The organism is Duganella sp. CT11-25, from assembly GCF_047302815.1.
In the GTDB taxonomy this organism is placed as follows: domain Bacteria; phylum Pseudomonadota; class Gammaproteobacteria; order Burkholderiales; family Burkholderiaceae_D; genus Rugamonas.
In genome coordinates this window covers 1922606-1946500 of sequence record NZ_JBKBFD010000001.1, presented here as the reverse complement: position 1 = coordinate 1946500, position 23895 = coordinate 1922606, and the positions used below count along the sequence as shown (strand labels likewise).

The following is a 23895-nucleotide window of genomic DNA, read 5'->3' as shown; positions in this document are numbered from 1 at the left end:
ATTCTAGCCCAAATTAAGGAATTCAGTGTAAGGTAGCCTTGTTCTTAAATTTTCTGCATCTCGAATGAAGCTGACGAATGAAATTGAATAGCCTGCGTACTCTGTCCGGCGCCGCACTTCTGGCGTGTTCTTTCCTGGCTCAAGCCGACGATCTCAAACTGAGCGACGCCATCCCCGTAGGACCGCAAGTCAAAGTGGGCAAGCTGGCCAACGGCCTGACTTACTACGTGCAGAAGAACGCGCGCCCGGAGAAGAAGCTGGAGCTGCGGCTGGTGGTCAAAGCCGGCTCGATCCTGGAGGACGAGGACCAACTGGGCCTGGCGCACTTCACGGAGCATATGGCCTTCAACGGTTCGACGCATTTCAAGCGCAACGAGCTGGTGTCCTACCTGCAGTCGATCGGCGTGAAGTTCGGCGCGGATTTGAACGCCTATACCAGCTTCGACGAAACCGTCTACATCCTGCCGCTGCCGACCGATAAGAAGGAAATCGTCGAACAGGGCTTCCAGGTGCTGGAGGATTGGGCGCACGGCCTGTCCTTCAACGACGCCGATATCGACAGTGAGCGCGGCATCGTGCTGGAAGAGCTGCGGCTTGGCAAAGGCGTGGACGACCGCATGAACAAGGTGGTGCTGCCGAAGGTGTTGAACGGCTCGCGCTACGCGCAGCGCATGCCGATCGGTAAAGAGGAGATCCTCAAGAACTTCAAGTACGACGCCATCAAGCGCTTCTACCGCGACTGGTACCGTCCGGACCTGATGGCGGTGGTGGCGGTCGGCGATATCGAGCCGGCCGAGGCGCAGCGCCTGATCGAGCAGCATTTCGGCAAACTGACCAATCCGCGGAATCCGCGTCCGCGCGAGTATGCGCAGATACCGGAGCGGCAGGAGTCCGAGGGCATCGTCTTCACCGACAAGGAAGTCAGCGCCAACACGGTCTACATCCGCTATCCGATCCAGTCCTGGCCGGCCGGCGGCACCATCGCCGACTACCGCCAGAAGCTGATCGAAGGGATGTACAGCTACATCCTCAGCCAGCGCATGTACGAGCTGACGCAGCAGGCCAATCCGCCGTTCCTGCAGGGCGGCAGCGGCATGAACAAGATCGTGCGCGGCTACCGCTCGTTCGGCGCCGGCGCGGTGCTGGGCAAGGGCGGCGTCACGCCGGCCATCAACGCGCTGGTGCAGGAAGACCAGCGCGCGCGCCAGTACGGCTTCACCGCGTCCGAAGTGGAGCGGGCCAAGAAAGGCATGCTGCGCAACTACGAAAGCGCGTACAACGAACGCGAGAAATCCGATTCGTCCGGCTATGCGTCCGAATATATTCGTAACTTCCTGGAGCAGGAAACCATTCCGGGCATCGCCGCCGAGTACCGCTATGCGACCGAACTGATGCCTGGCATTGCGCTGTCGGAGGTGAATGCCGCCGTGCGCGCGGCGATTCCCGTCGACCAGAGCAAGCTGGTGATCTACACCGGCGTCGACAAGCCCGGCGTGGTGCAGCCCAAGGCTGCCGACCTGGTGGCCATGGCCAGCGCGGCGGAGAAGATCGCCGTCAAGCCGCATGAGGAAAAAGTCTATGCCAGCCAGCTGATGCCGGCCTTGCCGAAGGCGGGCGGCATCGTCAGCCAGACCGTCAACACCAGGATCGGCACCACGGAGCTGGTATTGAGCAACGGCGTCAAGGTGGTGCTCAAGCCGACCGACTTCAATAACGACCAGGTGATGCTGGGCGGCTTGCGCTACGGCGGCTGGTCGTTGTTCGGCGACCGCGACGTCTTCAACGCGCACTACGCCAGCAGCATCGTCGGCCAGATGGGCGTGTTGAATTATTCGCCCAACGACCTGGCGAAGGTCCTGGCCGGCAAGAGCGTCAGCTCCAGCGCCAGCGTCAGTTCGCTCAATGAATCGGTGGGCGGCAGCTCCGGCAGCTCGGATATCGAGTCCATGCTGCAGCTGGTGTACCTGCAGATGACGCAGCCGCGCAAGGATGCGGCGATCTACAGCGCCTACGTCGACCGCCAGCGCGAACTGGCGCAGAACAACCTGGCGCGCCCGGAATCGGTGTTCTACGATACCGTGACGGCGACGCTGTACAACAACAACCCGCGCGTGCTGCGCGCCGCCAAGCCGGGCGACTTCGACCAGTTGGCGCTGGACCGCGTGCTGGATATCTATAACAGCCGCATGTCCAGTGCGCGCGATTTCACCTTCTTCATCGTCGGCAGCTTCGATGTGGAGAAGATCAAGCCGTTGCTGAAGACCTACCTGGCCAGCTTGCCGGTGGGCGAAGTCCCGGTGGCCTTCAAGGACGAGGGCGTGCGGCCGATCAAGGGCGTGGTGAAGAAGGAGGTGCGTGCGGGCTCGGAGCCGAAGAGTACGATCTCGCTGTCCTTCACCGGCGAGGTGCAGTACTCGCGCGCCGAACGCATGCGCCTGCAGGCATTGGTCGACGTGCTGAACATCAAGCTGATCGAAACGCTGCGCGAGAAGATGGGCGCGATGTACAGCGGCGGCATGAGCGCGAGCATGAACCGCATCCCTTACGGGAACTACTCGATCAGCGCCAGCCTGCCGTGCGCGCCGGAGAACGTGGACAAGGTGCTGGCGGCGACCTTTGCGGAGATCGACAAGATCCGCCGGGACGGCGCGGACGAGGCGGACCTGAACAAGGTCAAGGCGTCGTGGCTGAAGAGCTACCGCAGGGGCTTGCGCGAGAACGGCTACTGGATGTCGTCGCTGCAGAACGCCTTCTTCAACAACAGCAATCCGGAGGATATCCTGAGCTACGAGTCGCGCGTCGATGCGCTGACCACGGCGGACCTGAAGGAAGCGGCCAAGCGCTATTTCGACATGAACAACTACCTGCAGGTGGTGCTGTACCCGGAGACCTGAGCCGGCCGCCTGTTACACTGGCGGCTTGTAACCACCCGATGTATGAGGCAATCATGGCAAAGAAAAAAGAAGAGCTGGATCCGGAAACCCTGGAATTGATCAACTGGTGTATCGAAGTCGAGGGCTTCCTGGTCAAGGGCGGCGCGACCGTGGAACAGGCGCAGGAGCATATCGAAGAGCAGGTCGAGTGGTTCACCGACCAGTTCTACGACGGCCTGACGCCTGAGGAAGCGGCGAAGGAAGCGCTGGCTTGATCCGGCACGGCGTCGTGACAGACGACGCATAGTTTATTCCCCTCCGGGTCGCGGAAGTAGGCGCCGTAGTAGTTGGCGTGGTAGTGCGGCCGCAGTCCCGGGGCGCCTTCGCAGCTGCCGCCGTGCGCCAGCGCCGCCGCGTAGGCGCGGTCCACCGCCGCGCGCGACGGCGCCATCAGTCCAGTCATCTGCCCGTTCGCGCATCCCGCCGGCTGGCCGTCATACGGTTTCGAGATGATGAACAACGGCCGCGCTCCTTCGGCCGGCTGCCATCCGGCCCACGGCCTGGACGCATCGCTGAAGCGCAATCGCGTGCCCAGCTCCGCCATCAGCGCGCTATAGAAGGCGAACGCCGGTTCAAAGTTGTTAATCCCCACATAAACGTGCGACAGCATTTGCATCCTCCAGCGAGTGAGTATATCGTCAACATTCGGACGTATAGTGTACGCGGAGACGACAATCAAATGAATAAAAACACCATGCAACTCACGCCCGGCCTGCCGCCGCTGCGCCGCATCGCCGACCTGCCGGGCCCGAAGGGCCGCCCGCTGATCGGCAATGTGCGCGACATCAGGGCCCGGCCGTTTCACCAGGTGATGGAGGGATGGGCGCGCGAGTTCGGGCCGCTGTACCGCTTCCGCATCATGGGCAAGCGCTTTGTCGCGACCTCCGACCGGGAGACCATCGCGGCCATCCTGCGCGACCGGCCCGACATGATGCGCCGCTCGCGCCGCACCGCGGACATGCTGGAGGAGGTCGGCACGCGCGGCCTGTTCACGGCCGAGGGCGAGGAGTGGCGCCGCCAGCGCAAGCTGGTGATGCGGGCGCTGACGCCGGAGGTGATCCATAACTTCTTCCCCACGCTGAGCGCGCTGACCGAGCGGCTGCGCCTGCGCTGGGAGCGCGCCATCGCCGCCGGCCAGCCGGTCGACGTGCTGCGCGACCTGAAGGCTTACACGCTGGACGTGACCATCGGCCTGGTGATGGGACAGGACATCAATACGCTGGAGCTGGAAGAGCATCCGCTGCAGCGCGATATCGAGTTCCTGTTCAAGCTGGTGGCCAGGCGCCTGACGTCGCCGCTGGCCTACTGGCGCATCCCGCTGCTGAGGCGCGCGCATGACCACGAGGCGATCGCCGCCGCCGCTCGCATCCAGCGCGCCATCTTCGGCTTCATCGCCGAGGCCCGCAAGCGCATCGAGCGCAACCCGGCGCTGCGGGCCAAACCGTCCAACATGCTGGAGGCGCTGATCGTCGCCTGCGACGAGCCGGGTTCCGGCTTCAGCGACGAGGCGGTGGTCGGCAACGCGATCACGATGGTGTTCGCCGGCGAGGACACCACGTCCAACACCGCCGCCTGGCTGATCGACTTCCTGGCGGCGCATCCGCAGGCCGAGGCCAGCATGGCGGCGGAGGCCGCGCAGGTGCTGGGCGGGAAGGCGGTGCTGGACGATTACCACTTGCTGGACCGCCTGCAGTACGTGGACGCCGCCACGCGCGAGGCCATGCGCCTGAAGCCGGTGGCGCCCATCATGGCGGCCGAGCCCAACGAGGATACGGTGATCGGCGACCTGGCGCTGCCGAAGGGAACGGTGATCTTCCTGCTGATGCGGCATGCCTCCGAGCGCGAGGGCGGCCTGGCGCAGCCGGAGCTGTTCATGCCGGAGCGCTGGCTGGACGGCGCCAACGGCAGCGGCAATGCCGACGATCCTGCCCGCAAGCTGTTCCCGTTCGGCGCCGGGCCGCGATTCTGCCCCGGCCGCTACCTGGCGATGGCGGAGATCAAGATGGTGATGTCCATGCTGGCCAGGAATTTTGCGCTGGAGCGCGTGGCCGGCGCGGCGCCCGCCCGGGAGTGTTTCACCTTCACCATGACACCCGACGCATTGCCGGTGCGCCTGATCAAAAAAACATGATAGGCTAGTCTTTATAACGACAAAAAACGGAGAAAACCATGTTCAAGAAGATCGCCATTGGTGTTGTTGTCCTGATCCTGATTGTGCTGGGCCTGGCCGCCATGCAGCCGGACAGTTTCCGCGTGCAGCGCGCCATCGCGATCAAGGCGCCACCGGAAAAGATCATGCCGCTGATCAGCGATTTTCATAACTGGCCGCAGTGGTCGCCATGGGAGAAGCTGGATCCGTCCATGAACCGCCATTACAGCGGCGCCACCAGGGATGTGGGCGCGGTCTACGCATGGGACGGCAACAAGGATGTGGGCTCGGGCCGCATGGAGATCACCAGCGTGACGCCGCCGACCAAGGTCGGCATCAACCTGGTGTTCCTGCAGCCGTTCGAGTCGCACTGCGTGACCGATTTCACGCTGGACGGCAAGGGCGAGACGACCACGGTGACCTGGACCATGTCCGGCCCGAGCAATTTCATGACCAAGGTGATGGGGCTGTTCGCCAGCATGGACAGCATGATCGGCAAGGACTTCGAGGCCGGCCTGGCCAGCATGAAGGCGGTGGCTGAAAAATAGCATCTGCGGAGGTGGGCCATGAAGAGGCGTGTTGTGCGGATAGTGCTGGCGCTGGCGCTCGGCGTCGTGTCGGCCGCCGCAGGCGCGGCGCAGTTGCGGAGCGACCATCCGATCATCGGCACCTGGAGAATCACGCTGCCTGACGGTTCGTGCAGCGAGACCTACCGCATCCGCGCCGACGGCACCACGCTGGTGTTCAGCCACGAGGAGGTGGCCGAATCCACCTTCGTCATCACCGACCAGCCTGACAAGAACGGCTTCTACAAAGAGGTCGATACCATCGTCAAGGACAACGGCAAGCACGATTGCACCGGCGAGATCACCAAGCCCGGACGGGCGGTGACCAACTACCTGCAATTCCATCCCAGCGGCGATATGTTCCTGATGTGCGTGGAGCGCAGCCTGGATCGCTGCATCGGCCCGTTCGTGCGGGTCAAGGGGCACTCGATTTAAGTTCGGTAGGCGCCCGGATTGACGCCGGCCCATTCCTTGAAGGCGTGGTTGAACGCGCTCTGCTCCTGGTAGCCGAGCAGGAAGGCGATATCGACCAGGCTCAGTTCCGGCTGGCGCAGGTAGTCCTTGGCCAGCGCAAAGCGGGCCTGGTCCAGCACCTGCTGGAAGGTGGCGCCGGCATCGTTCAGTTTGCGCTGCAGCGTGCGCGGCGACAGTTTTAATTCCTCGGCGACCGAGGCCAGACGTAGCTGGCCGTTCGACAGATTCCTGACGATGGCGGCGTGGACTTGCTGCGCGATGTCCGGCGGGCTGGCCGCGCGCTGGCGCAGCAGCTGCTCGGCGTGCTGCTGCAGCACCGGGTAGAGGCTGACGTCGGCGTTGGGCACAGGCCACGCCAGCAGCTGGGCGTCGAAGGTGGCGACGTTGGCGGGCGCGCCGAAGGTGGGCAGGGTGCCGAGCAGGCGGACGTACTCGTCGCGGCCGGCCGGCGCGCCGCCGTCGTGCGTCAGCGCCAGCTGGGCCGCGGGCAGCGTCATGCCGGCCAGCCAGTTGCCGAACGCGCGTATGCCGGCGAACACGCTGTCGGCCAGGTGGCGGTGTCCGCTGCCGTAGTTGCTGTGCCAGGTGTAGCTGGCGACGCCGTCGGCGACCGTCAGCGTGGAGCGGCCCAGGTCGTGCGCCAGCTGCTCGTAGCGCATGGTTTGCTCGAAGGCCTGGCCGAAGTCGCGGCAGCTGAGCAGGATCAGGCCATACACGCTGTAGGTGCCGAGCTTGACGCGCTCGCCCACGTGCAGGCCGAAATACGGGTCCCTGGCCAGTTCCGCGCCGATGTCGAGCAGGCGCACGTAGTCGTCGGCGGGCAGGGTTTCCGGCAGCGGCAGCAAGGCGCCGGGGCGCAGGCCGGCGGCGCTTTCCAGCGCTTGCGCCGTAACGCCATGCGCCGCAGCCGCTTCCAGCAGCGGTTGCAGATAGGAGCCGGCTACGCGGCGCGATGCGTCAGGATGCGTGCTTGGCATAATCGAACAAGGCGTGTGTCATGAAAGCGCAATACCGGCGGGCGGCGTTATTTTATTCTTATGTCATCAATAATGGGTGCGCGCCAGTATAGCAAGCGCTCCGCCACGGAGACAGGAAAACAATGAGACGCTGGAACGGTTGGGGTGACGAGTCGGTCGAATTTGCGCTGAACGAGGATGCGCTGGCATTCCTGCGACAGCGCATCGGCATGGGGACGCCGGTGGCGGATGCGGCGTTCGAACAGGCTTGCGCGCAGATTGCGGCGTCGCGGTTGCCGGAGCATCGGATGGTGGACAGCTCGCCGGAGGTCCGACTGCGCAATGCGCTGGGCCAGAGCCTGCCGGACTGGCTGCGCCTGCGCTATGGCGTGATCGGGACGGCGCCGGACGGCGTGGCTTATCCGGAGAGCGCGCAGGAGGTGCGCGAGTTGCTCGACTATGCGCGGGAATGCGGCGCGGCGGTGATCGCGCAGGGCGGCGGCACCAGCGTGGCCGGGCATCTGACCGCGCCGGGCGGCCCGCAGCCAGTGCTGGCGGTGAACCTGACGCGCCTGCGGCAGCTGCAGTACCTGGATACGGAGTCGCAACTGGCGACCTTCGGCGCCGGTGTGTTCGGGCCGGACCTGGAGGCGCAGTTGCGCGCACGCGGCTATACGCTGGGGCATTTCCCGCAGTCGTTCGAATATTCCACGCTGGGCGGATGGATTGTCACGCGCTCGTCGGGGCAGCAGTCCTTGCGCTATGGGCGCATCGAGCAGATGTTTCGCGGCGGTTCGGTGGAGACGCCGGCCGGTACGCTGGATATCCCGACCTTTCCGGCATCGGCGGCGGGCACGGATCTGCGCGAGATGGTGCTGGGTTCCGAAGGGCGTCTTGGCATCCTGACCGAGGCGACGGTGCGCGTGACGCCGCTGCCGCAGTATGAGGCGTTTCATGCGGTGTTCTTCCCCAGTTGGACTGCGGCGGAGACGGCGGTACGGCATGTGGTGCAGGCGGGTTTGTCGCTATCGATGCTGCGCCTGTCGAACGCGCTGGAGACGACCACCATGCTGGCGCTGGCCGGACACAAGAAGCTGATCTCGGTACTGGAAGGCTATCTGTCGCTGCGCGGCTGCAAGGATGGCAAATGCATGCTGATGATCGGTGTGAGCGGCCGCAAGGCTGCGGCCAAGGCGGCGCTGAAGGACGCGCTGGTATTGACGCTGCCGCAGGGCGGTGTGCATGTCGGCCGCCACATGGGCGACAAGTGGAAGCAGAATCGCTTCCGCAATGTCTATCTGCGCAATGCGGCCTGGCGGCACGGCTATGCCATCGATACCGTGGAGACGGCGGTCGACTGGCCGCGCGTCGAGACGATGATGCGCGCGGTGGAGGCGGCGGCCACCGGCGCGCTGGCGCAGCACGGCGAGCAGGTTCACACTTACACGCACCTGTCGCATCTATATGCGCAGGGGGCCAGCGTTTATACGACCTTTGTGTACCGGCTGGCCGGCGACTATGAGCAGGACCTGGCGCGCTGGCGCTCGCTGAAGCAGGCGGCCAGCAGGGCGATCGTGGAGAACGGCGGGACCATCAGCCATCAGCATGGCGTGGGCAGCGATCATGCGCCGCACCTGGCGGCGGAGAAGGGCGAGCTGGGTATCTCGGCGATGCGGGCCTTGTTTGCGCATTTCGATCCCGCGCAGATGATGAATCCCGGGAAGCTGCTGCCATGAGCGGGCGCGGGGGCTTGCCCGAGCTGTTTGCGCGCCAGTGGGATGTGTTGGTGATCGGCGGCGGCATCACCGGCGCGGGGATCTTGCTGGAGGCGGCGCGGCGTGGCTTGTCGGCGCTGCTGGTGGAGCAGCGCGACTTTGCGTGGGGGACGTCGAGCCGGTCTTCAAAGCTGGTGCATGGCGGCTTGCGGTATCTGAAGGAGGGGCAGTTCGCCCTGACGCGCGAGTCGGTGCACGAGCGCGAGCATTTGCTGCAGCAGGCGGCGGGATTGGTGGAGCCGCAGAGTTTCGCGTTCGGAGACTATACCGGGCGCAAGCCGGGCAAACGGGCCTTTTTGATCGGGCTGGCGATTTATGACTGGATGGCGGGGCAGAGGTCCCGGCACTATTTTGGACGGGAGGAGTTTGCTGCCCTGGCGCCGAATGTGGCCGTCGACGGCCTTCAGGGCGGAATGGTCTACACGGACGCCAAGACGGACGATGCACGGCTGGTGCTGCGTGTCTTGCAGGAGGCGAGGCTGCATCGCGGTGTGGCGGTGAATTATGTGGCGGTGGAGTCGCTGCTCCGTGCCGATGGCGAGGCGACGTCCATCGCAGCGGCGGGCACCGGGGGCGCGCGCTCAGGCTCGGACTCGGGCGCGAATGCGGGCGCGGGCCGTGTTTGTGGCGTGCGGCTGCGCGACGGCTTGACGGGCGAGCTGCACGAGGTACGCGCGCGGCTGGTGATCAGCGCGACTGGCGCCTGGGCCGATCGTCTCCGTGCGAACAATGCCGGCGCCTCCCGCGCCTCCGACGCCGCTGGCCGGAACGGTACGCCACGGCTGCGGCCTTTGCGCGGCAGCCATCTGGTGCTGCCGGCGTGGCGCCTGCCGCTGGCGCAGGCCATCAGTCTGATGCATCCCGCCGATGGCCGCCCGGTGTTCGCCTTCCCTTGGGAGGGCGTGACGCTGGTCGGCACCACCGACGTCGATCACAAAGAGGATATGTCGCGCGAAGCGGCCATCACCCGCGCCGAATTCGATTACCTGATGGCCGCCTTGCTTGACCAGTTCCCGCAACTGGGCCTGCAGCGGAGCGACGTGATCGCCACCTACGCCGGCGTGCGTCCCGTGATCGACAGCGGCAAGGCTGATCCGTCGAAGGAAGGCCGCGACCACGCGCTATGGCTGGAAGAGGGTTTGCTGACCGTTACCGGCGGCAAGCTGACCACCTTCCGCGTGATCGCGCTCGACGCGCTCAAGCTGGCCGCGACGCTGCTGCCGGAGCTGAGGGGCAGGTTGGCGCCGCAGCCGCTATTCGGCGCCGATATGCCGCGTGCGCTGCGCTACAATCGCGCGCTGCCGGCAGGCCAGGGCTTGCGCCTGCAAGGCCGCTACGGCGAACAAGCACAGTACCTGATCGAGGCCGCGCAGCCGGGCGAACTTGAACGCATTCCCGGCACGCAGACCATCTGGGCGCAGCTGCGCTGGGCGGCCCGCCGCGAATCGGTATGCAAGCTGGAAGACCTGCTGCTGCGCCGCAGCCGCATCGGCATCCAGCTGCGCGGCGGCGGCATCGGCATCCTGCCGCGCATCCGCGCCATCTGCCAGCCGGAACTCGGCTGGAGCGACCAGCGCTGGGATGACGAGCAGGCCGCCTATCTGGCACTATGGAATACGCACTACAGTTTGCCCACGGCATAACGACAACGAGACAACATGGCAGACCAATACATTCTCTCCATCGACAACGGCACGCAGAGCGTGCGCGCGTTGTTGTTCGACGTGGACGGCAACCTCGCCGCCAAATCGCAAATCCACCTTGAAGCCTATTTCTCCGATCATCCCGGCTGGGCCGAGCACGACGCCGATGGTTACTGGGACGCGGTGGCCGCGGCGTGCCAGCAGTTGTGGGCGTCGACGGCGATTCCCCGCAGCGCCGTCAAGGGTGTGGCGGTGACGACGCAGCGCGGCACCGTGGTCAACCTGGACCGCGACGGTAAGGCGCTGCGGCCCGCGATCACCTGGCTGGATCAGCGCCGCGTCGGCAAGCGCAAGCCATTGGGGCTGCTGTGGCGCACGGCGTTCAAGCTGGCGCGCGTGTCCGGCACCATCGAATACTTCCGGCGCGAGGCGGAGGTCAACTGGATCGCCGAGCACCAGCCGGAGATCTGGGCGCGCACCGACAAGGTGCTGCTGCTGTCGGGCTTCCTGAACTATCGCCTGTGTGGGCGGCATGTCGACTCGACCGGTTCGCAGGTCGCCTACCTGCCGTTCGACTACAAGCGCCACAAATGGGCCGGCGCGCGCGACTGGAAGTGGGAGGCGCTGGCGGTGCGTCCAGAGATGCTGCCCGAGCTGGTGGCGCCCGGCACCGTGATCGGCGCGGTGACGGCGCAAGCTGCCGCCGCGACCGGCATCCCTGAAGGTACGCCGCTGGTGGCCGCCGCCGCCGACAAGGCCTGCGAGGTGATCGGCGCGGGCGGGCTGGCGCCGCACATCGCCTGCCTGAGCTACGGCACCACGGCCACCATCAACACCACCACGCGCAAGTACATCGAGGTCACGCCCTTGATACCGCCGTATCCGGCGGCCATTCCCGGCGCCTACAGCACCGAGGTGCAGATCTTCCGGGGCTACTGGATGGTCAACTGGTTCAAGGAGCAGTTCGGCCACCTGGAGCAGATGGCGGGCGCGCAGCAGGGCATGGCGCCGGAGGCGATGTTCGACCAACTGGTGGACACCGTGCCGCCGGGGGCGATGGGCTTGATGCTGCAGCCGTACTGGAGTCCCGGCATCAAGACGCCGGGGCCGGAAGCGAAGGGCGCGATGATCGGTTTCGGCGACGTCCACACGCGCGCGCATATGTACCGGGCGATCCTCGAAGGCCTGGCCTATGCGCTACGCGAGGGAAAGGAGCGCATCGAGAAGCGCAGCGGCGTGGCGGTGACCGAGCTACGCGTGGCGGGGGGCGGTTCGCAGAGCGACGCGGCGATGCAACTGACGGCCGACATCTTCGGCCTGCCGGCGGCGCGTGCACATCTCTACGAAACATCCGGATTGGGCGCCGCGATCGCGGTGGCGGCGGGGCTCGGCCTGCACAAGGACTTCGACAGCGCCACCCGCGCGATGACGCGGCCGGGCCGCGTATTCCAGCCGATCGCCGCCAACCAGCAGATTTACGACAAGTTATACCGGCGCGTCTACCTGAAGATGTACCAGCGCCTGCAACCGATGTACCAGGACATCGCCGACATCACCGGCTACCCCGAGCAGCTCTAACACAATCCGGTGTCAGTGCCGACATTCGGACACCTGGGGTTGACCCCGGAGTTTTAGCGCATTACCAGCGCCTTGACGGCGTCGAGGGAGGCGCTGCCGGTCTTGGTGGCCTGGACCTGGTTGCGGCCGCCTTCCTTGGCGACGTACATGGCGCGGTCGGCGGCGACGAATAACGATTCGGTGTTGTCCAGCTGGTGCGGGTGGATCGTGGCGACGCCGATGCTGACCGTGAGCCAGGCCGATGTCGTCGAGCGCGGGTGCGGCAGCTGCAGCGCTTCGATGTGCGCGCGGATCGATTCGGCCAGCAGGTAGGCCGAGTCGCCGTCCGTTTCGGCGAACAGCAGCACGAATTCCTCGCCGCCGTAGCGCGCCGCCAGGTCCGTCGGCCGCAGCGCGTGCGAGGCGATCGCCTGCGCCACCTGCTGCAGGCAGGCGTCGCCGGCCGGGTGGCCCAGCGTGTCGTTGTACAGCTTGAAGTGGTCGACGTCCAGCACCACCAGCGACAGCGGCTGGCCGCTGCGCATGGCGCGCTGCCATTCCTTTTCCAGGAAGCTGTCGAAGTGGCGGCGGTTGGCGATCTTGGTCAGCGGGTCGACCATCGCCGCGCGCTGCAGCGCATCTTCCGATTGCTTGTGGTGCGTGATGTCGTGCAGCAGGCCGATGAACAGCGGCTGGCGCAGGTACATCGGCGTCAGCGTCAAGTCCATGCATACCGAGCTGCCGTTGCGGTGGCGGATGATGACTTCGCGCGTGCCGTGGTTGTGCGCCGTTTCCGGCGCGGCGGCGTAGCGCTCGAAGTAGTCCAGGTATTCCTGCGCCACCATCGGGTTGAGCAGGTCGGCGATGTCGCGGCCCGCCAGTTCGTTTTCCTGGTAGCCGAGGTATTTGTCGCAGGCCGGGTTGGTGAACTGGATGCGGCCGTCCGCTTCGATGATCAGCAGGCCTTCGGCCATGTTATTGACGATGGTGCGCAGGCGCTCGGCCTGTTCTTCCTGCGTTTCGCTCCTGCTGCGGATCTGCAGTTGCGTGCGCACCCGCGCGCACACCTCGGGCATGCGCAGCGGCTTGCCGATGTAGTCGACCGCGCCGATGTCGAAGCCGGCCACCACGTCCTCGGTGCCGGTGCGCGCGCTCATGAAGATCACCGGGATGCGCTGCGTGGCGCCGTGGCTCTTCAACTGGCGGCAGGTTTCGAAGCCGTCCATGCCGGGCATCATGACGTCAAGCAGGATCAGGTCGGGGTGCACGCGGCGGGCGATCTTGAGCGCGCGCTCGCCTGACGTGGCGACAAAGGTTTGGTAGCCCTGCTCGACCATCATCTTGCGCAGCGCGCCCAGGTTTTCCGGTGCGTCGTCAACGATCAGGATCGCGGCATCGCGCCGCGTGGCAAAACTCAAACTTCCAGAATTCATTGCGTGTCGCCTTTAACCTGGTGGGCTGGATTGGCGTGTGCGGTCGGCTGCGCGGGTCGGCAACGTGGGGGGCGAGCTAGTGTGATTTGTGCACGGATGAACAAAGGCTGGCCTGACTTGAAAGTGACTATCCGTTCAAATCATACCGCTTTGCAAGAGGTCTTTGTGAAAAAAAATCCGCCGATTTTCGAGTGTTGCCTCGGTTGCATCGGCCAAGGCGCGGCAGGCGCCACATGGTGGAAGTAATGTTGATGCTATGTTATTTGTTTTGCCGGTTTCCGTGACTATTGGTGATAAAGCCGCGGCGGCGGTGTTGTATTTCGAGCGGGGAGAATGTGGGCGGCGGACGCCGCCCACGGAGGTACGATGTGCTACGTCTTAGATCTTGGCGGCGATCAGTTTGGCCAGGATCTCGATGCCGGCGCGGATGCGTTCCGGCGGCACGGTGACGAACGACAGGCGCAGCGTGTTGGTCTCCGGCTGGTTGGCGTAGAACGGCGAACCAGGCACGAAGGCGACTTTCTGGGCGATCGCTTCGTCCAGCAGTTTCATGGCGTCGATATGCTTAGGCAGCGTGACCCAGATGAACATGCCGCCTTCCGGCTTGGTCCATTCGACGCCGGCCGGGAAGTGCTGGGCCATCGCGTCCAGCATGACCTGGCACTGGTCGCCGTACAGCGTGCGGATTTTCGGGATGTGGCGCTGCAGGAAACCATCCTTGATCACTTCGTGCACCACCATCTGCGTCAGCTGCGAGGTGTGCAGGTCGGCCGCCTGCTTGGCCAGTTCCAGGCGGCGCACCAGCGGCAGCGGTGCGACCACGTAGCCGAGGCGGATGCCCGGGGTCAGCACCTTGGAGAAGGAGCCCATGTAGATCACGCCTTCCGGGTTCATCGCCACCATCTTCGGCAGCGGGTCGCCCTTGTAGCTCAAGGCGCCGTATGGATCGTCCTCGATCAGCGGCAGGCCGTGGCGGGCGCAGGTTTCGACCAGCTCGATGCGGCGTTCGGCCGACAGCGTGCGGCCGGTCGGGTTCTGGAAATTCGGCAGCGCGTACAGCAGGCGCGCGCCTTCGGCGACGGCGTCCAGCGACGATGGCACCAGGCCGTGTTCGTCGGTGTCGACCGATTTGAATTCGGGACGGTAGACCGAGAACGCCTGCAGCGCGCCCAGGTAGGACGGGGTCTCGACCAGCACGCGGCTGCCTTCGTCGATCAGTACCTTGCCCAGCAGGTCCAGCGCCTGCTGCGAGCCGGAGGTCATCAGCACTTGTTCCGGCACGATGCGCGCGCCGTTGGTCGACAGCGAGTCGGCGATCCATTGGCGCAGCGGCAGGTAGCCGTCGGTCGGGCCGTATTGCAGCGCGACCTTGCCGTTTTCGCTCAGCACCTTGTCGAAGGCGGCTTTCATTTCGTCGACCGGGAAGGTCAGCGGCGACGGCAGGCCGCCGGCGAAAGAGATGATCTCAGGCTGTTGCGTGATCTTCAGGATCTCGCGGATGAAGGACGATTGCAGCTGCTCGGCGCGTTCGGCGAAGCGCCACTGGATCGGATTCGGGTTTTCGATTTTCATACATGTCTCACTAATGGAAACCGGCGCTGCCGGTTATTCAACTAGCCCGCTTGTGGCGGGCTTTATAAAAGGAACGGCAGCGGATAAGCTGCCGCCCGCTTACGCGACTTCCGCGATCAATTCGATTTCGACGCAGGCGCCAAGCGGGATTTGGGCGACACCAAAGGCGGAGCGGGCGTGCTTGCCGGCGTCGCCGAAGACTTCGCCCAGCAGCTCGGAGGCGCCGTTGGTGACCAGGTGCTGTTCAATGAAATCAGGCGTGGAGTTCACCAGGCTCATGACCTTGACGATGCGCTTGACGCGGGTCAGGTCGCCGCCGACGGCCGCCTGCAGCGTGCCGATCAGGTCGATGGCGATGGCGCGCGCGGCGGCCTTGCCTTCGGCGGTGTCGATGTTTTTGCCGAGCTGGCCCACCCATACGCTGCCGTCGGCGCGCTTGGCGATGTGGCCGGACAGGAAGACCAGATTGCCGGTTTGGGCGTACATGACGTAGGCGGCGGCCGGTACGGCCGGTGCTGCCAAGGTGATATCAAGCGCTTTCAGTTTTTCGTAAACAGACATGTGGTTATCCAAAAATTAAGTGGGTGAGGCATAGCGAAGACCGATATTGTACGTCTTGGCGCCGGGGATGCCCACAATAGAGGCAAAATCAAGATACTGTATGGTTTTAGGCGCGTTTTACCTGCATTTTGCGGCCGGTCCCCACCACGGCGATGACGGCGATTGCAAATATCACGGTTGGCCATTCCAGCGCTTCGCCCAGTACCACGGTGGCGCCGAGCAGGGTCAGGAAGGGCTGCACCAGCTGCACCTGGCCGACCCGCGCCACGCCGCCCAGCGCCATGCCGCGGTACCAGAAGAAAAAGCCGATGAACATCGAGAACACGCAGACGTAGGCGAAGCCGGTCCAGGCGGCCGCGCTGGCGCGGGCGATGCGCGCGGCCTGGTCCCAGCACAGCCAGCCGACCACCGGCAGCAGCAGAGGCGCCGACAGCACCAGCGCCCAGCAGATGGTCTGCTGCCCGCCCAGCGTTTGCGACAGGCGGCCGCCGGCGGCGTAGCCCATGGCGGCCAGCACCACGGCCAGGAACACCGCGAGGTCGGCCAGGTGCAGGCTGCCGCCGCTCTGGCGCAGCGCAAAGGCGGCCACCAGCGCCGAGCCTATGATGGCCATGATCCAGAAGCCGGCCGACGGCTTCTCGCCGCCCAGCAGGGCCGCGAAGACGGCGGTGGCCAGGGGCAGGATGCCGACCAGTACGGCGCCGTGGGCGGCGGGCAGGGTTTGCATGGCGATCGAGGTCAGCCAGGGGAAGCCGATCACGCAGCCGCCCGCCACCATCGCCAGCGCGGGCAGCGCGGCGCGCGGCGGCAGCGGCGCGCGCTTCCAGTACAGCCAGCCGCCGGCCAGTACGGCGGCGACCAGCGCGCGGCCGAGGGCGACGAAGACGGGCGACAAGCCGAAGCCGGCGCCGGCTCCGCCGCCGCCGACCGCGAGGCGGGTGAAGGGCAGGGTCAGGCTGAAGATGGCCACGCCGATCAGGCCGAGCAGCATGCCGGTGGTTTCGTCGCCCAGGCGGTTGCGGGTCGGGATGGCCGCGAGGGCCGATGGGGGCGTGGTGGGTGGTGTCATGTTTGTATCGTACGTGACAAAACCAGTACAGTGCCAGTACACTTGCGAATATAATTTCTTATACTGTGACGGTAAAATGACCAATACACGTACGCGCACTTCGCTGTTGGGGGCCGCTGCGGCGGCCGCCGCCGAGGCGGTCAACGACGCGTTGGCCGCCGCCCAGGCGCGCGCGCTGGCGGCGCCGGCGCCCGGTCCGGCGGTGGCCTCGGTGCCGGTGACGCGCCCGCCGGCCCGCACGCCCGCAGCGGGAAAGGCGCAGGCCGCGAAGCCGCAGGCCGGTGCGATGCTCGGGCTGCTGTCGCGCGAGTCCGGCGAGACGCTGATCGACCAGATCGTGCGCTCGGTGGCGGCCCGCATCGACGACCGCCTGCTGCGCGGCGGCGCGCGCATGCCGTCGATCCGCGCGTTCGCGGCCTCGCACGGGGTGTCGGCCTTCACCGTGGTGGCCAGTTACGACAAGCTGGTGGCGACCGGCTACCTGGAGTCGCGCCGCGGCGCCGGCTTCTTCGTGCGCGAGCGGGCGTCGATGGAGCTGGCCGTGGCCGAGCAGCGCGGGGCGACGTCCGCCGCCGCGCCGGGCCGGACGCGGGGGCACTCGTCCGCCTTCGACACCAAGCCGATCGACGTGGTCTGGCTGGTGCGGAATATGTTCCGCCAGATGCCGCACCAGCAGATGCCCGGTTCCGGCGTGCTGCCGTCCGAATGGCTGGACGGCACGACCATCGCCAACGCGCTGCGCGCGGTGAGCCGCCAGAATCCGACGCTGCTGTTAAGCTATGGCGTGCCGCAGGGCTTTTTGCCGCTGCGCCAGCAGTTGCAGCACAAGCTGGCGGAACTGGAGATCGCCGCCGCGCCCGAGCAGATCGTCACCACGGCCGGCGTGACGCAGGCGCTGGACCTGGTGGCGCGCGAGTTCACCCGGCCCGGCGACACCATCTTCGTCGACGATCCGGCCTGGTTTTTGATGTTCGGCTCCTTCGCCGCGCTGGGCGCCAAGGTGATCGGCATTCCGCGCCTGGCCGACGGCCCGGACATCGCCCAACTGGCGGAACTGGCGGCGCTGCACAAGCCCAAGCTGTACATCATCAACTCGGTGCTGCACAACCCCAGTTCGACCTCGCTGTCGGCGGCCAAGGCCTTCCAGGTGCTGCGGTTGTCGGAGGAGCATGACTTCATCATCGTCGAGGACGATATCTATTGCGACCTGCACCCCGGCAGCGCGGTGCAGCCGGCCACGCGGCTGGCGGCGCTGGACCAGCTGCAGCGGGTGATCTACCTGGGCGGCTTTTCCAAGACCATGGCGGCCAACCTTCGGGTCGGCTACATCGCGACCTCGCCCGAGAGGGCGGAACGGCTGGCCGACCGCAAGATGCTGTCGACCCTGACCAGCAGCGACATCGGCGAGCGGGTGGTGTACAAGGTGCTGTCCGAGGGCTCGTTCCGCAAGCATTCGGACCGCATCCGCACGCGCCTGGACAGCATCCGCGCCAAGACCATCCGCCAGATGGAGCGGGTCGGGCTGAAGGTGGACCTGGCGGCGCCGGCCGGCATGTTCGTCTGGGCCGACGCCGGCCGCGACACCAACGTGCTGACCGAGCGGGCGATGGCGCACAACCTGCTGCTGGCGCCGGGCAGCCTGTTCTCGCCCAAGCAGCTGCCGTCGACCCGCATGCGGCTCAATGTGGCGGCGATGCAGGAGCCGGCGGTGTGGCGTTTCCTTGAAAGGGAGCTGGGCGGCTCTTGAAATCGCTCTTATAATCCCCACTTTCGTCAAACCTTTGCATTAACCACAAGACTATTATTAGAGGCTTTTAAAATGGCAGACACCGAAAAGCAAACCCTGGGATTCCAGGCCGAAGTCAAGCAATTGCTGCAACTGATGATCCACTCCCTGTACTCGAACAAGGAGATTTTCCTGCGCGAGCTGATTTCGAACGCCTCCGACGCGTCCGACAAGCTGCGCTTCGAGGCGATCAACAACGACGCCCTGTACGGCAACGACCATGAACTGAAGATCAAGGTCTCGTTCGACAAGGCCGCGCGCACCATCACGATTTCCGACAACGGCATCGGCATGAGCCGCGACGAGGCGATCTCGCACCTGGGCACCATCGCCAAATCGGGCACCAAGGAATTCTTCGGCAAGCTGTCGGGCGACCAGCAGCAGGACGCGGCCCTGATCGGCCAGTTCGGCGTGGGCTTCTACTCGGGCTTCATCGTGGCCGACAAGATCACCGTCGAGACCCGCCGCGCCGGTGCGCAGGCGTCCGAAGGCGTGCGCTGGGAATCGGCCGGCGAAGGCGACTACTCGGTCGAGCAGATCGAGAAGACCGGCCGCGGCACCGACATCATCCTGCACCTGCGCGAAGGCGAAGACGAGCTGCTGTCGTCGTGGAAGATCAAGTCCATCATCCGCAAGTACTCCGACCACATCTCGCTGCCGATCGTGATGCAGAAAGAAGAGTGGGACGAAGAGAAGAAGGAAACCGTCCTGAAGGACGAGCTGGAAACCGTCAACCAGGCCAGCGCGCTGTGGGCCCGCAACAGGTCCGACATCACGCCGGAGCAGTACGAGGAATTCTACAAGCACGTGTCGCACGACTTCCAGGCGCCGCTGACGCATACGCACAACCGCGTCGAAGGCCGCAGCGAATACACGCAGCTGCTGTACATCCCGGCCAAGGCGCCGTTCGACCTGTGGGACCGCAACAAGCGCGGCGGCATCAAGCTGTACGTCAAGCGCGTGTTCATCATGGACGATGCCGAGCAGCTGATGCCGGCCTACCTGCGCATGGTCAAGGGCGTGATCGATTCGGCCGACCTGCCGCTGAACGTCTCGCGCGAGATCCTGCAGGAGTCGCGCGATGTGAAGGTGATCCGCGAAGGTTCGACCAAGCGCGTGATCGGCATGCTGGAAGAACTGGCCAACGCCGACGAGCAGGAAAAGAAGGACAAGTACCAGACCTTCTGGACCGAATTCGGCCAGGTGCTGAAAGAGGGCATCGGCGAGGACGCCGGCAACAAGGACCGCCTGGCCAAGCTGCTGCGCTTCGCCTCGACCGCCAACGAGAACGACGAGCAGGTCACGTCGCTGGAGCAGTACGTGGCGCGCCTGAAGGAAGGCCAGGACAAGATCTACTACGTCACGGCCGATAACTACGTCGCCGCGAAGAACAGCCCGCACCTGGAGATCTTCCGCAAGAAGGGCGTCGAGGTGCTGCTGCTGACCGACCGCGTCGACGAGTGGATGCTGTCCTTCCTGACCGAGTTCGAAGGCAAGGAGCTGGTTTCCGTGGCCAAGGGCGGCCTGGATCTGGGCGCGCTGGAAGACGAAGCCGAGAAGAAGGAGCACGAAGAGACCGAGTCGTCCTACCAGGAACTGGTCGGCAAGATGAAGGACGCCCTGACCGACAAGGCCAAGGACGTGCGCGTGACGTTCCGCCTGACCGATTCGCCGGCCTGCCTGGTGGCGGACGAGCATGAGCTGTCGGGCAACCTGCTGCGCATGCTGAAGGCCGCGGGCCAGAACGCGCCGGAGTCGAAGCCGATCCTGGAGATCAATCCTAACCACCCGCTGGTGACGCGCCTGAAGTACCAGGACGCCGGCGCGCAGTTCAGCGATTGGTCGCACATCCTGTTCGACCAGGCTTTGCTGGCCGAAGGCGGTTCGCTGAGCGATCCGGCCACCTTCGTCAAGCGCCTGAACGAGATGCTGTTGAGCGGCGCGGCAAAATAAGCAGTCCCGCCCCGGGCCTTGTGATACTTTATCGGTTCACAGGAATCCGGGGCGTTTATGAAGAAATCCGCATTGGCGCTGGCCGTTCTGGCCAGCGTTCTTATCTCCGTCCACGCGCAGGACGCGCTGCCGGCATCGACGCCGGGCGTGGCCGCCACTCCCCAATATCCCGCACTGCCTAGCGAAACGCCTGATGAATTCAAGGCGCCGGTGGGGGCGTTCGACTACGTCAAGCGCAGTGTGATGATACCGATGCGCGACGGCGTCAAGCTCAATACCGTCATCATCGTGCCGCGCAAGGCGCGCAACGCGGCCATGCTGCTGACCCGCACGCCCTACGGCGCGGCCGAGCTGACTAACCATGCCGAGAGCTCGCAGATGGCGTCCATCCTGCAGGGCTACGACAACGCGGCCGATGTGATCGTCGAAGGCGGCTATATCCGCGTGGTGCAGGACGTGCGCGGCAAGTACGGCTCCGAGGGCGACTATGTGATGAACCGGCCGCTGGCCGGCACCGCCTTCAATCCGACGCCGGTCGACCATTCGACCGATACCTGGGACACCATCGAGTGGCTGACGAAGAACGTTCCCGAGTCGAACGGCAAGGTCGGCATCATCGGCATTTCCTACGACGGCTTCCTGCCGCTGATGGCGCTGGTGAATCCGCATCCTGCGCTGAAGGTGTCGGTGCCGATGAATCCGATGGTGGACGGCTGGCGCGGTGACGACTGGTTCCACAACGGCGCCTTCCGCCAGATCAATCTGTCGTATGTGCTGGAACAGGTGGTCACACGGCGCAACGAGGCGCGCTGGTACACCAGCCATTACGATGACTACGATGTGTTCATGCGGGCCGGGTCCGCGGGCGAGCTGGCGCGCCAGCGCGGCGTGGAGCAGAGCGGCTTCTGGCGCAAGATGGCTGCGCACCCGGCATACGACGCGTTCTGGCGCGGACAGGCGATGGACCAGCTGCTGGCCAGGCAGCCGGTGACGGTGCCGACCCTGCTGGTGCACAGCCTGTGGGATGCCGAGGATATCTACGGCGCCATCGCGGTGTACAAGGCGATCAAGCCGAACGACAAGGATGGCAAGGTGTTCCTGGCGATGGGGCCGTGGAACCACGGCGGCGCGATTGGCGACGGCAGCCATCTGGGGCCGCTGAAGTTCAACAGCGATACGGCGCTGCACTTCCGGCAAGAGATCCTGCGGCCTTTCCTGGACCGCTACCTGAAGGACGATGGGGCGGCCGCGTCCGGTGCGCCGATAGCGCCGGTGTCGGCGTTCGAGACCGGCACCAACAAGTGGCGTTCGCTGGACGCCTGGCCGAGCGGCTGCAACAGCGGCTGCGCGATCGCGCCCGCCACGCTGCGGCTGGCGGCCAACGCCCGGCTCAACCTGAGCAACGCGCCGCCGGCGCCGGTGTCGGCGCCCGCGCAGAAGACCGCGTTTGACGAATATGTGTCCGATCCGGGCAAGCCGGTGCCGTTCCGCGCGCGGCCGATCGCGCCGTATGGCTATGACGAGGCCAAGGGCCAGACGTGGCCGCGCTGGCTGGTCGACGATCAGCGCGAAGCATCGGGCCGCACCGATGTGCTGACCTATACCACCGGCGTGCTGACGGCGCCGGTCAAGATCAGCGGCGAGCCGGTCGCGCAGCTGCTGGCATCCACCAGCGGCACCGATGCCGACTGGGTGGTCAAGTTGATCGACGTGTATCCGGACCAGGTGGCGGCGCAGCCGGAGATGGGCGGCTACCAGTTGATGGTGTCGGCCGATATCTTCCGTGGCCGCTATCGCGAGAGCTTCGAGACCGCCAGGCCGATTGCGGCCGGCGTGGCCTTGCCCTACCGCTTTGCGCTGCCGACCGCGAACCACGTGTTCCTGCCGGGGCACCGCATCATGGTGCAGATCCAGTCCAGCTGGTTCCCCCTGTACGACCGCAATCCGCAGACTTTTGTGCCGAATATCTTTTTCGCGCAGCCTGCGGATTACAGGAAGGCGACCCAGCGCATTTATCACGACAGCTATATCGAGCTGCCGCTGGTTGGCGCCAGTCCCAAATAGCTATACCTTCCGACGCCGGCGCGCGATCATCAGCACCGCCGGCAGGCCCAGGCCCAGCATGGCGTAGCTGGCGGGTTCCGGCACCGCCGCGACGGCGGCCAGGAAGCCGCGGATTTCGCCGGCGGGGTGGTCCGTGGTGTGGATGTTGAGATAGGCGCTGCCGCTGTTCAAGCCGGCGGTGAAGGCGGCTTCCGCGCCGGCGGTGGTGCCGCCGTTGGCGCTCAGGAAGGCAGCGCTCCAGCTGGCTGGCAGCGAGGTGTCGTAGGTGTTGGTGTAGGCGCCGTTGGTGACGCCGAGCGGGAAGCTGCCGAAGGTGGGCGTTTCCGTCGCGACGCCGGCGGTGCCGCTGCCGGGTGTCGCCGTGCAGCAGTGGATGTGGGCGGCGGTGGTCTCGCCGGTCAGGCCGCTGAAGGCGACGTTCACTTCAAGCACGTGAGTGGCGGCGTCGAAGACGACGACGGTGGCGCCGACGCCGGGCGAGGTGTTGGGCGGTGCTTCCTTGGGACCGGTGAGTATGGCAGTGTAACTGGCGGCCTGCGCCGCCGTCATGGCCGACAGCAGCAGGCACGCTGCCGCCGCGCTGGTTCGGATACGCTGGTTCATCTTATTCTCCTCCTTGATGATTAGAGGGGAGGCCGGCGCGCGAGTTCCGTGGCTTGCGAAGGTTGGATGGTCTTCAGTCGAAGGCGACGTCTTCGAGGCGGTAGCGGTATTTCCGGCGCTCGGGTTCGGTCCAGCCGGGACCGGGATCGACGTCGCGTTGCATGCAGGGTGGCTTGGGGATGACCGAGCCGCCCGTCGCGCGCGGCGGCGAGGCGGGGACTGTTTCGGCCGCTTCCGGCGGGTTCTTTACCTGACGGGCTGCCAGTTCCAATTCCTTGCGGCGTTGGTAGGCCATTTTCCAGTTTTTCTCGCCAGGCATGCGTATCGAGATGTCGTGCCAGGCGTTGCGTACCGTGTTGGTGTGGTTGCTGGCGAATTGGTTCGGCGTGGTGGGGCGGCCGCGATACATGATCTGGTCTCCTTCGACGGTGGCGTATTCGTGATCGCCTCGGTAGGCCATGCGCAGCCAGCTGCCGTCGGGCAGGAATAGCGATTTCCATTGGTAGCCGCGCGGAGTGCTGCGCGCGCCGTCGCCATCGCCTTGCTTTATTGCGGTGAGCCAGTATCGGACGGCGGTGTCGACCGCTTCGGCAGGATCGGCGGTGGCGCCCGTGTCGCGCAGGTAGTCCAACAGCGCGAGCAGGGTGTTGGGGGAGAGGTTCACGCTCGTTGTGGCAAACATACTGAAATTCCTCCTGAAATGTACTGGGATCTACTGATACCTACTGAGTTAGACCATCTCAGTAGATTCAAGTTCAATTCAGTACAAATCAGTACGCATTTCAGTGGGTTTGCCAGAAG

19 protein-coding genes are annotated in these 23895 nt (G+C 65.4%); 11 read left to right on the top strand and 8 right to left on the bottom strand.

What is annotated here, in order from left to right; all coding sequences use genetic code 11:
• Positions 1-77: 77 nt before the first annotated feature.
• Together ACEN9F_RS08055 and ACEN9F_RS08050 are read left to right on the top strand one after the other, a co-directional pair.
• Positions 78-2894: a M16 family metallopeptidase gene (locus ACEN9F_RS08055; protein WP_413419516.1), complete on the top strand. Its 2817-nt coding sequence runs from the start codon at positions 78-80 to the stop codon at positions 2892-2894.
• Between the two features lie 53 nt (positions 2895-2947).
• Positions 2948-3148, top strand: a complete 201-nt coding sequence (locus tag ACEN9F_RS08050; RefSeq protein WP_413419515.1) for a hypothetical protein — start codon at positions 2948-2950, stop codon at positions 3146-3148.
• Here the strand turns inward: ACEN9F_RS08050 and ACEN9F_RS08045 are convergent.
• Complete coding sequence (locus ACEN9F_RS08045) at positions 3100-3543, bottom strand: VOC family protein (RefSeq protein WP_413419514.1); 444 nt, start codon at positions 3541-3543, stop codon at positions 3100-3102. The two genes, ACEN9F_RS08050 and ACEN9F_RS08045, sit on opposite strands and share 49 nt — an antisense overlap.
• 69 nt (positions 3544-3612) lie before the next feature.
• On the opposite strand from ACEN9F_RS08045, the gene ACEN9F_RS08040 reads away from it, so the two are divergent.
• The 3 genes from ACEN9F_RS08040 to ACEN9F_RS08030 are packed head-to-tail and all read left to right on the top strand — an operon-like array spanning position 3613 to position 6083.
• On the top strand, positions 3613-5064 hold the full coding sequence (locus ACEN9F_RS08040; RefSeq protein WP_413419513.1) for a cytochrome P450: 1452 nt from the start codon (positions 3613-3615) through the stop codon (positions 5062-5064).
• A 38-nt stretch (positions 5065-5102) separates the two neighbouring features.
• Positions 5103-5630 carry an SRPBCC family protein gene (locus ACEN9F_RS08035; protein WP_413419512.1) on the top strand — a complete coding sequence of 176 codons (528 nt, stop codon included), beginning with the start codon at positions 5103-5105 and terminating at the stop codon, positions 5628-5630.
• 18 nt (positions 5631-5648) lie between these two features.
• On the top strand, positions 5649-6083 hold the full coding sequence (locus ACEN9F_RS08030) for a hypothetical protein (RefSeq protein WP_413419511.1): 435 nt from the start codon (positions 5649-5651) through the stop codon (positions 6081-6083).
• On the opposite strand, the gene ACEN9F_RS08025 is transcribed toward ACEN9F_RS08030, so the two are convergent.
• A complete protein-coding gene (locus ACEN9F_RS08025; RefSeq protein WP_413419510.1) occupies positions 6080-7099 on the bottom strand; it encodes an AraC family transcriptional regulator in 1020 nt (339 codons plus the stop codon). The genes ACEN9F_RS08030 and ACEN9F_RS08025 overlap by 4 nt on opposite strands.
• 122 nt (positions 7100-7221) lie before the next feature.
• On the opposite strand from ACEN9F_RS08025, the gene ACEN9F_RS08020 reads away from it, so the two are divergent.
• Genes ACEN9F_RS08020 through ACEN9F_RS08010 form a run of 3 tightly spaced genes read left to right on the top strand, consistent with a single transcriptional unit; the run spans position 7222 to position 12074 of the window.
• On the top strand, positions 7222-8814 hold the full coding sequence (locus ACEN9F_RS08020; protein ID WP_413419509.1) for an FAD-binding oxidoreductase: 1593 nt from the start codon (positions 7222-7224) through the stop codon (positions 8812-8814).
• Positions 8811-10496, top strand: a complete 1686-nt coding sequence (locus ACEN9F_RS08015) for a glycerol-3-phosphate dehydrogenase/oxidase (protein ID WP_413419508.1) — start codon at positions 8811-8813, stop codon at positions 10494-10496. Before ACEN9F_RS08020 ends, ACEN9F_RS08015 begins: the two co-directional genes overlap by 4 nt.
• Positions 10497-10511: 15 nt before the next feature.
• Positions 10512-12074 carry an FGGY-family carbohydrate kinase gene (locus tag ACEN9F_RS08010; RefSeq protein WP_413419507.1) on the top strand — a complete coding sequence of 521 codons (1563 nt, stop codon included), beginning with the start codon at positions 10512-10514 and terminating at the stop codon, positions 12072-12074.
• A 53-nt stretch (positions 12075-12127) separates the two neighbouring features.
• On the opposite strand, the gene ACEN9F_RS08005 is transcribed toward ACEN9F_RS08010, so the two are convergent.
• From ACEN9F_RS08005 to ACEN9F_RS07990, 4 genes are all read right to left on the bottom strand, one after another.
• Positions 12128-13486 carry a diguanylate cyclase domain-containing protein gene (locus ACEN9F_RS08005; protein ID WP_413419506.1) on the bottom strand — a complete coding sequence of 453 codons (1359 nt, stop codon included), beginning with the start codon at positions 13484-13486 and terminating at the stop codon, positions 12128-12130.
• A gap of 378 nt (positions 13487-13864) precedes the next feature.
• Positions 13865-15058, bottom strand: a complete 1194-nt coding sequence (locus tag ACEN9F_RS08000; protein WP_413419505.1) for a PLP-dependent aminotransferase family protein — start codon at positions 15056-15058, stop codon at positions 13865-13867.
• Positions 15059-15157: 99 nt separating this feature from the next.
• The gene (locus ACEN9F_RS07995) at positions 15158-15619 is read right to left on the bottom strand and encodes a RidA family protein (protein ID WP_413419504.1); all 462 of its coding nucleotides are present in this window, start codon (positions 15617-15619) and stop codon (positions 15158-15160) included.
• A 106-nt stretch (positions 15620-15725) separates the two neighbouring features.
• Positions 15726-16688, bottom strand: coding sequence for a DMT family transporter (locus tag ACEN9F_RS07990; RefSeq protein WP_413419503.1), 963 nt, complete (start codon positions 16686-16688; stop codon positions 15726-15728).
• A 76-nt stretch (positions 16689-16764) separates the two neighbouring features.
• On the opposite strand from ACEN9F_RS07990, the gene ACEN9F_RS07985 reads away from it, so the two are divergent.
• The 3 genes from ACEN9F_RS07985 (at position 16765) to ACEN9F_RS07975 (ending at position 22491) form a co-directional block, all read left to right on the top strand.
• Positions 16765-18435, top strand: coding sequence for a PLP-dependent aminotransferase family protein (locus ACEN9F_RS07985; protein ID WP_413419502.1), 1671 nt, complete (start codon positions 16765-16767; stop codon positions 18433-18435).
• 72 nt (positions 18436-18507) lie between these two features.
• Positions 18508-20427 (top strand): molecular chaperone HtpG, encoded by a 1920-nt coding sequence (gene htpG / locus ACEN9F_RS07980; RefSeq protein WP_413419501.1) that lies wholly within the window; start codon positions 18508-18510, stop codon positions 20425-20427.
• A gap of 57 nt (positions 20428-20484) precedes the next feature.
• A complete protein-coding gene (locus tag ACEN9F_RS07975) occupies positions 20485-22491 on the top strand; it encodes a CocE/NonD family hydrolase (RefSeq protein ID WP_413419500.1) in 2007 nt (668 codons plus the stop codon).
• Here the strand turns inward: ACEN9F_RS07975 and ACEN9F_RS07970 are convergent, their stop codons facing one another.
• Complete coding sequence (locus ACEN9F_RS07970) at positions 22492-23094, bottom strand: CHRD domain-containing protein (RefSeq protein WP_413419499.1); 603 nt, start codon at positions 23092-23094, stop codon at positions 22492-22494. It lies immediately after the preceding gene.
• Positions 23095-23167: 73 nt separating this feature from the next.
• Complete coding sequence (locus ACEN9F_RS07965) at positions 23168-23776, bottom strand: hypothetical protein (RefSeq protein WP_413419498.1); 609 nt, start codon at positions 23774-23776, stop codon at positions 23168-23170.
• Positions 23777-23895: the final 119 nt, after the last annotated feature.

What these genes read in the sequence shown, in the direction of transcription:
- ACEN9F_RS07970 (WP_413419499.1), bottom strand. Translation starts at nt 23,094, where the DNA reads ATGAACCAGCGTATCCGAACCAGCGCGGCGGCAGCGTGCCTGCTGCTG.
- ACEN9F_RS08020 (WP_413419509.1), top strand. Translation starts at nt 7,222, where the DNA reads ATGAGACGCTGGAACGGTTGGGGTGACGAGTCGGTCGAATTTGCGCTG.
- ACEN9F_RS08005 (WP_413419506.1), bottom strand. Translation starts at nt 13,486, where the DNA reads ATGAATTCTGGAAGTTTGAGTTTTGCCACGCGGCGCGATGCCGCGATC.
- ACEN9F_RS08025 (WP_413419510.1), bottom strand. Translation starts at nt 7,099, where the DNA reads ATGCCAAGCACGCATCCTGACGCATCGCGCCGCGTAGCCGGCTCCTAT.
- ACEN9F_RS08035 (WP_413419512.1), top strand. Translation starts at nt 5,103, where the DNA reads ATGTTCAAGAAGATCGCCATTGGTGTTGTTGTCCTGATCCTGATTGTG.
- ACEN9F_RS08050 (WP_413419515.1), top strand. Translation starts at nt 2,948, where the DNA reads ATGGCAAAGAAAAAAGAAGAGCTGGATCCGGAAACCCTGGAATTGATC.
- ACEN9F_RS08030 (WP_413419511.1), top strand. Translation starts at nt 5,649, where the DNA reads ATGAAGAGGCGTGTTGTGCGGATAGTGCTGGCGCTGGCGCTCGGCGTC.
- ACEN9F_RS08055 (WP_413419516.1), top strand. Translation starts at nt 78, where the DNA reads ATGAAATTGAATAGCCTGCGTACTCTGTCCGGCGCCGCACTTCTGGCG.
- ACEN9F_RS07995 (WP_413419504.1), bottom strand. Translation starts at nt 15,619, where the DNA reads ATGTCTGTTTACGAAAAACTGAAAGCGCTTGATATCACCTTGGCAGCA.
- ACEN9F_RS08015 (WP_413419508.1), top strand. Translation starts at nt 8,811, where the DNA reads ATGAGCGGGCGCGGGGGCTTGCCCGAGCTGTTTGCGCGCCAGTGGGAT.
- ACEN9F_RS08040 (WP_413419513.1), top strand. Translation starts at nt 3,613, where the DNA reads ATGAATAAAAACACCATGCAACTCACGCCCGGCCTGCCGCCGCTGCGC.
- ACEN9F_RS08000 (WP_413419505.1), bottom strand. Translation starts at nt 15,058, where the DNA reads ATGAAAATCGAAAACCCGAATCCGATCCAGTGGCGCTTCGCCGAACGC.
- ACEN9F_RS07990 (WP_413419503.1), bottom strand. Translation starts at nt 16,688, where the DNA reads ATGACACCACCCACCACGCCCCCATCGGCCCTCGCGGCCATCCCGACC.
- htpG (WP_413419501.1), top strand. Translation starts at nt 18,508, where the DNA reads ATGGCAGACACCGAAAAGCAAACCCTGGGATTCCAGGCCGAAGTCAAG.
- ACEN9F_RS07965 (WP_413419498.1), bottom strand. Translation starts at nt 23,776, where the DNA reads ATGTTTGCCACAACGAGCGTGAACCTCTCCCCCAACACCCTGCTCGCG.
- ACEN9F_RS07975 (WP_413419500.1), top strand. Translation starts at nt 20,485, where the DNA reads ATGAAGAAATCCGCATTGGCGCTGGCCGTTCTGGCCAGCGTTCTTATC.
- ACEN9F_RS07985 (WP_413419502.1), top strand. Translation starts at nt 16,765, where the DNA reads ATGACCAATACACGTACGCGCACTTCGCTGTTGGGGGCCGCTGCGGCG.
- ACEN9F_RS08045 (WP_413419514.1), bottom strand. Translation starts at nt 3,543, where the DNA reads ATGCTGTCGCACGTTTATGTGGGGATTAACAACTTTGAACCGGCGTTC.
- ACEN9F_RS08010 (WP_413419507.1), top strand. Translation starts at nt 10,512, where the DNA reads ATGGCAGACCAATACATTCTCTCCATCGACAACGGCACGCAGAGCGTG.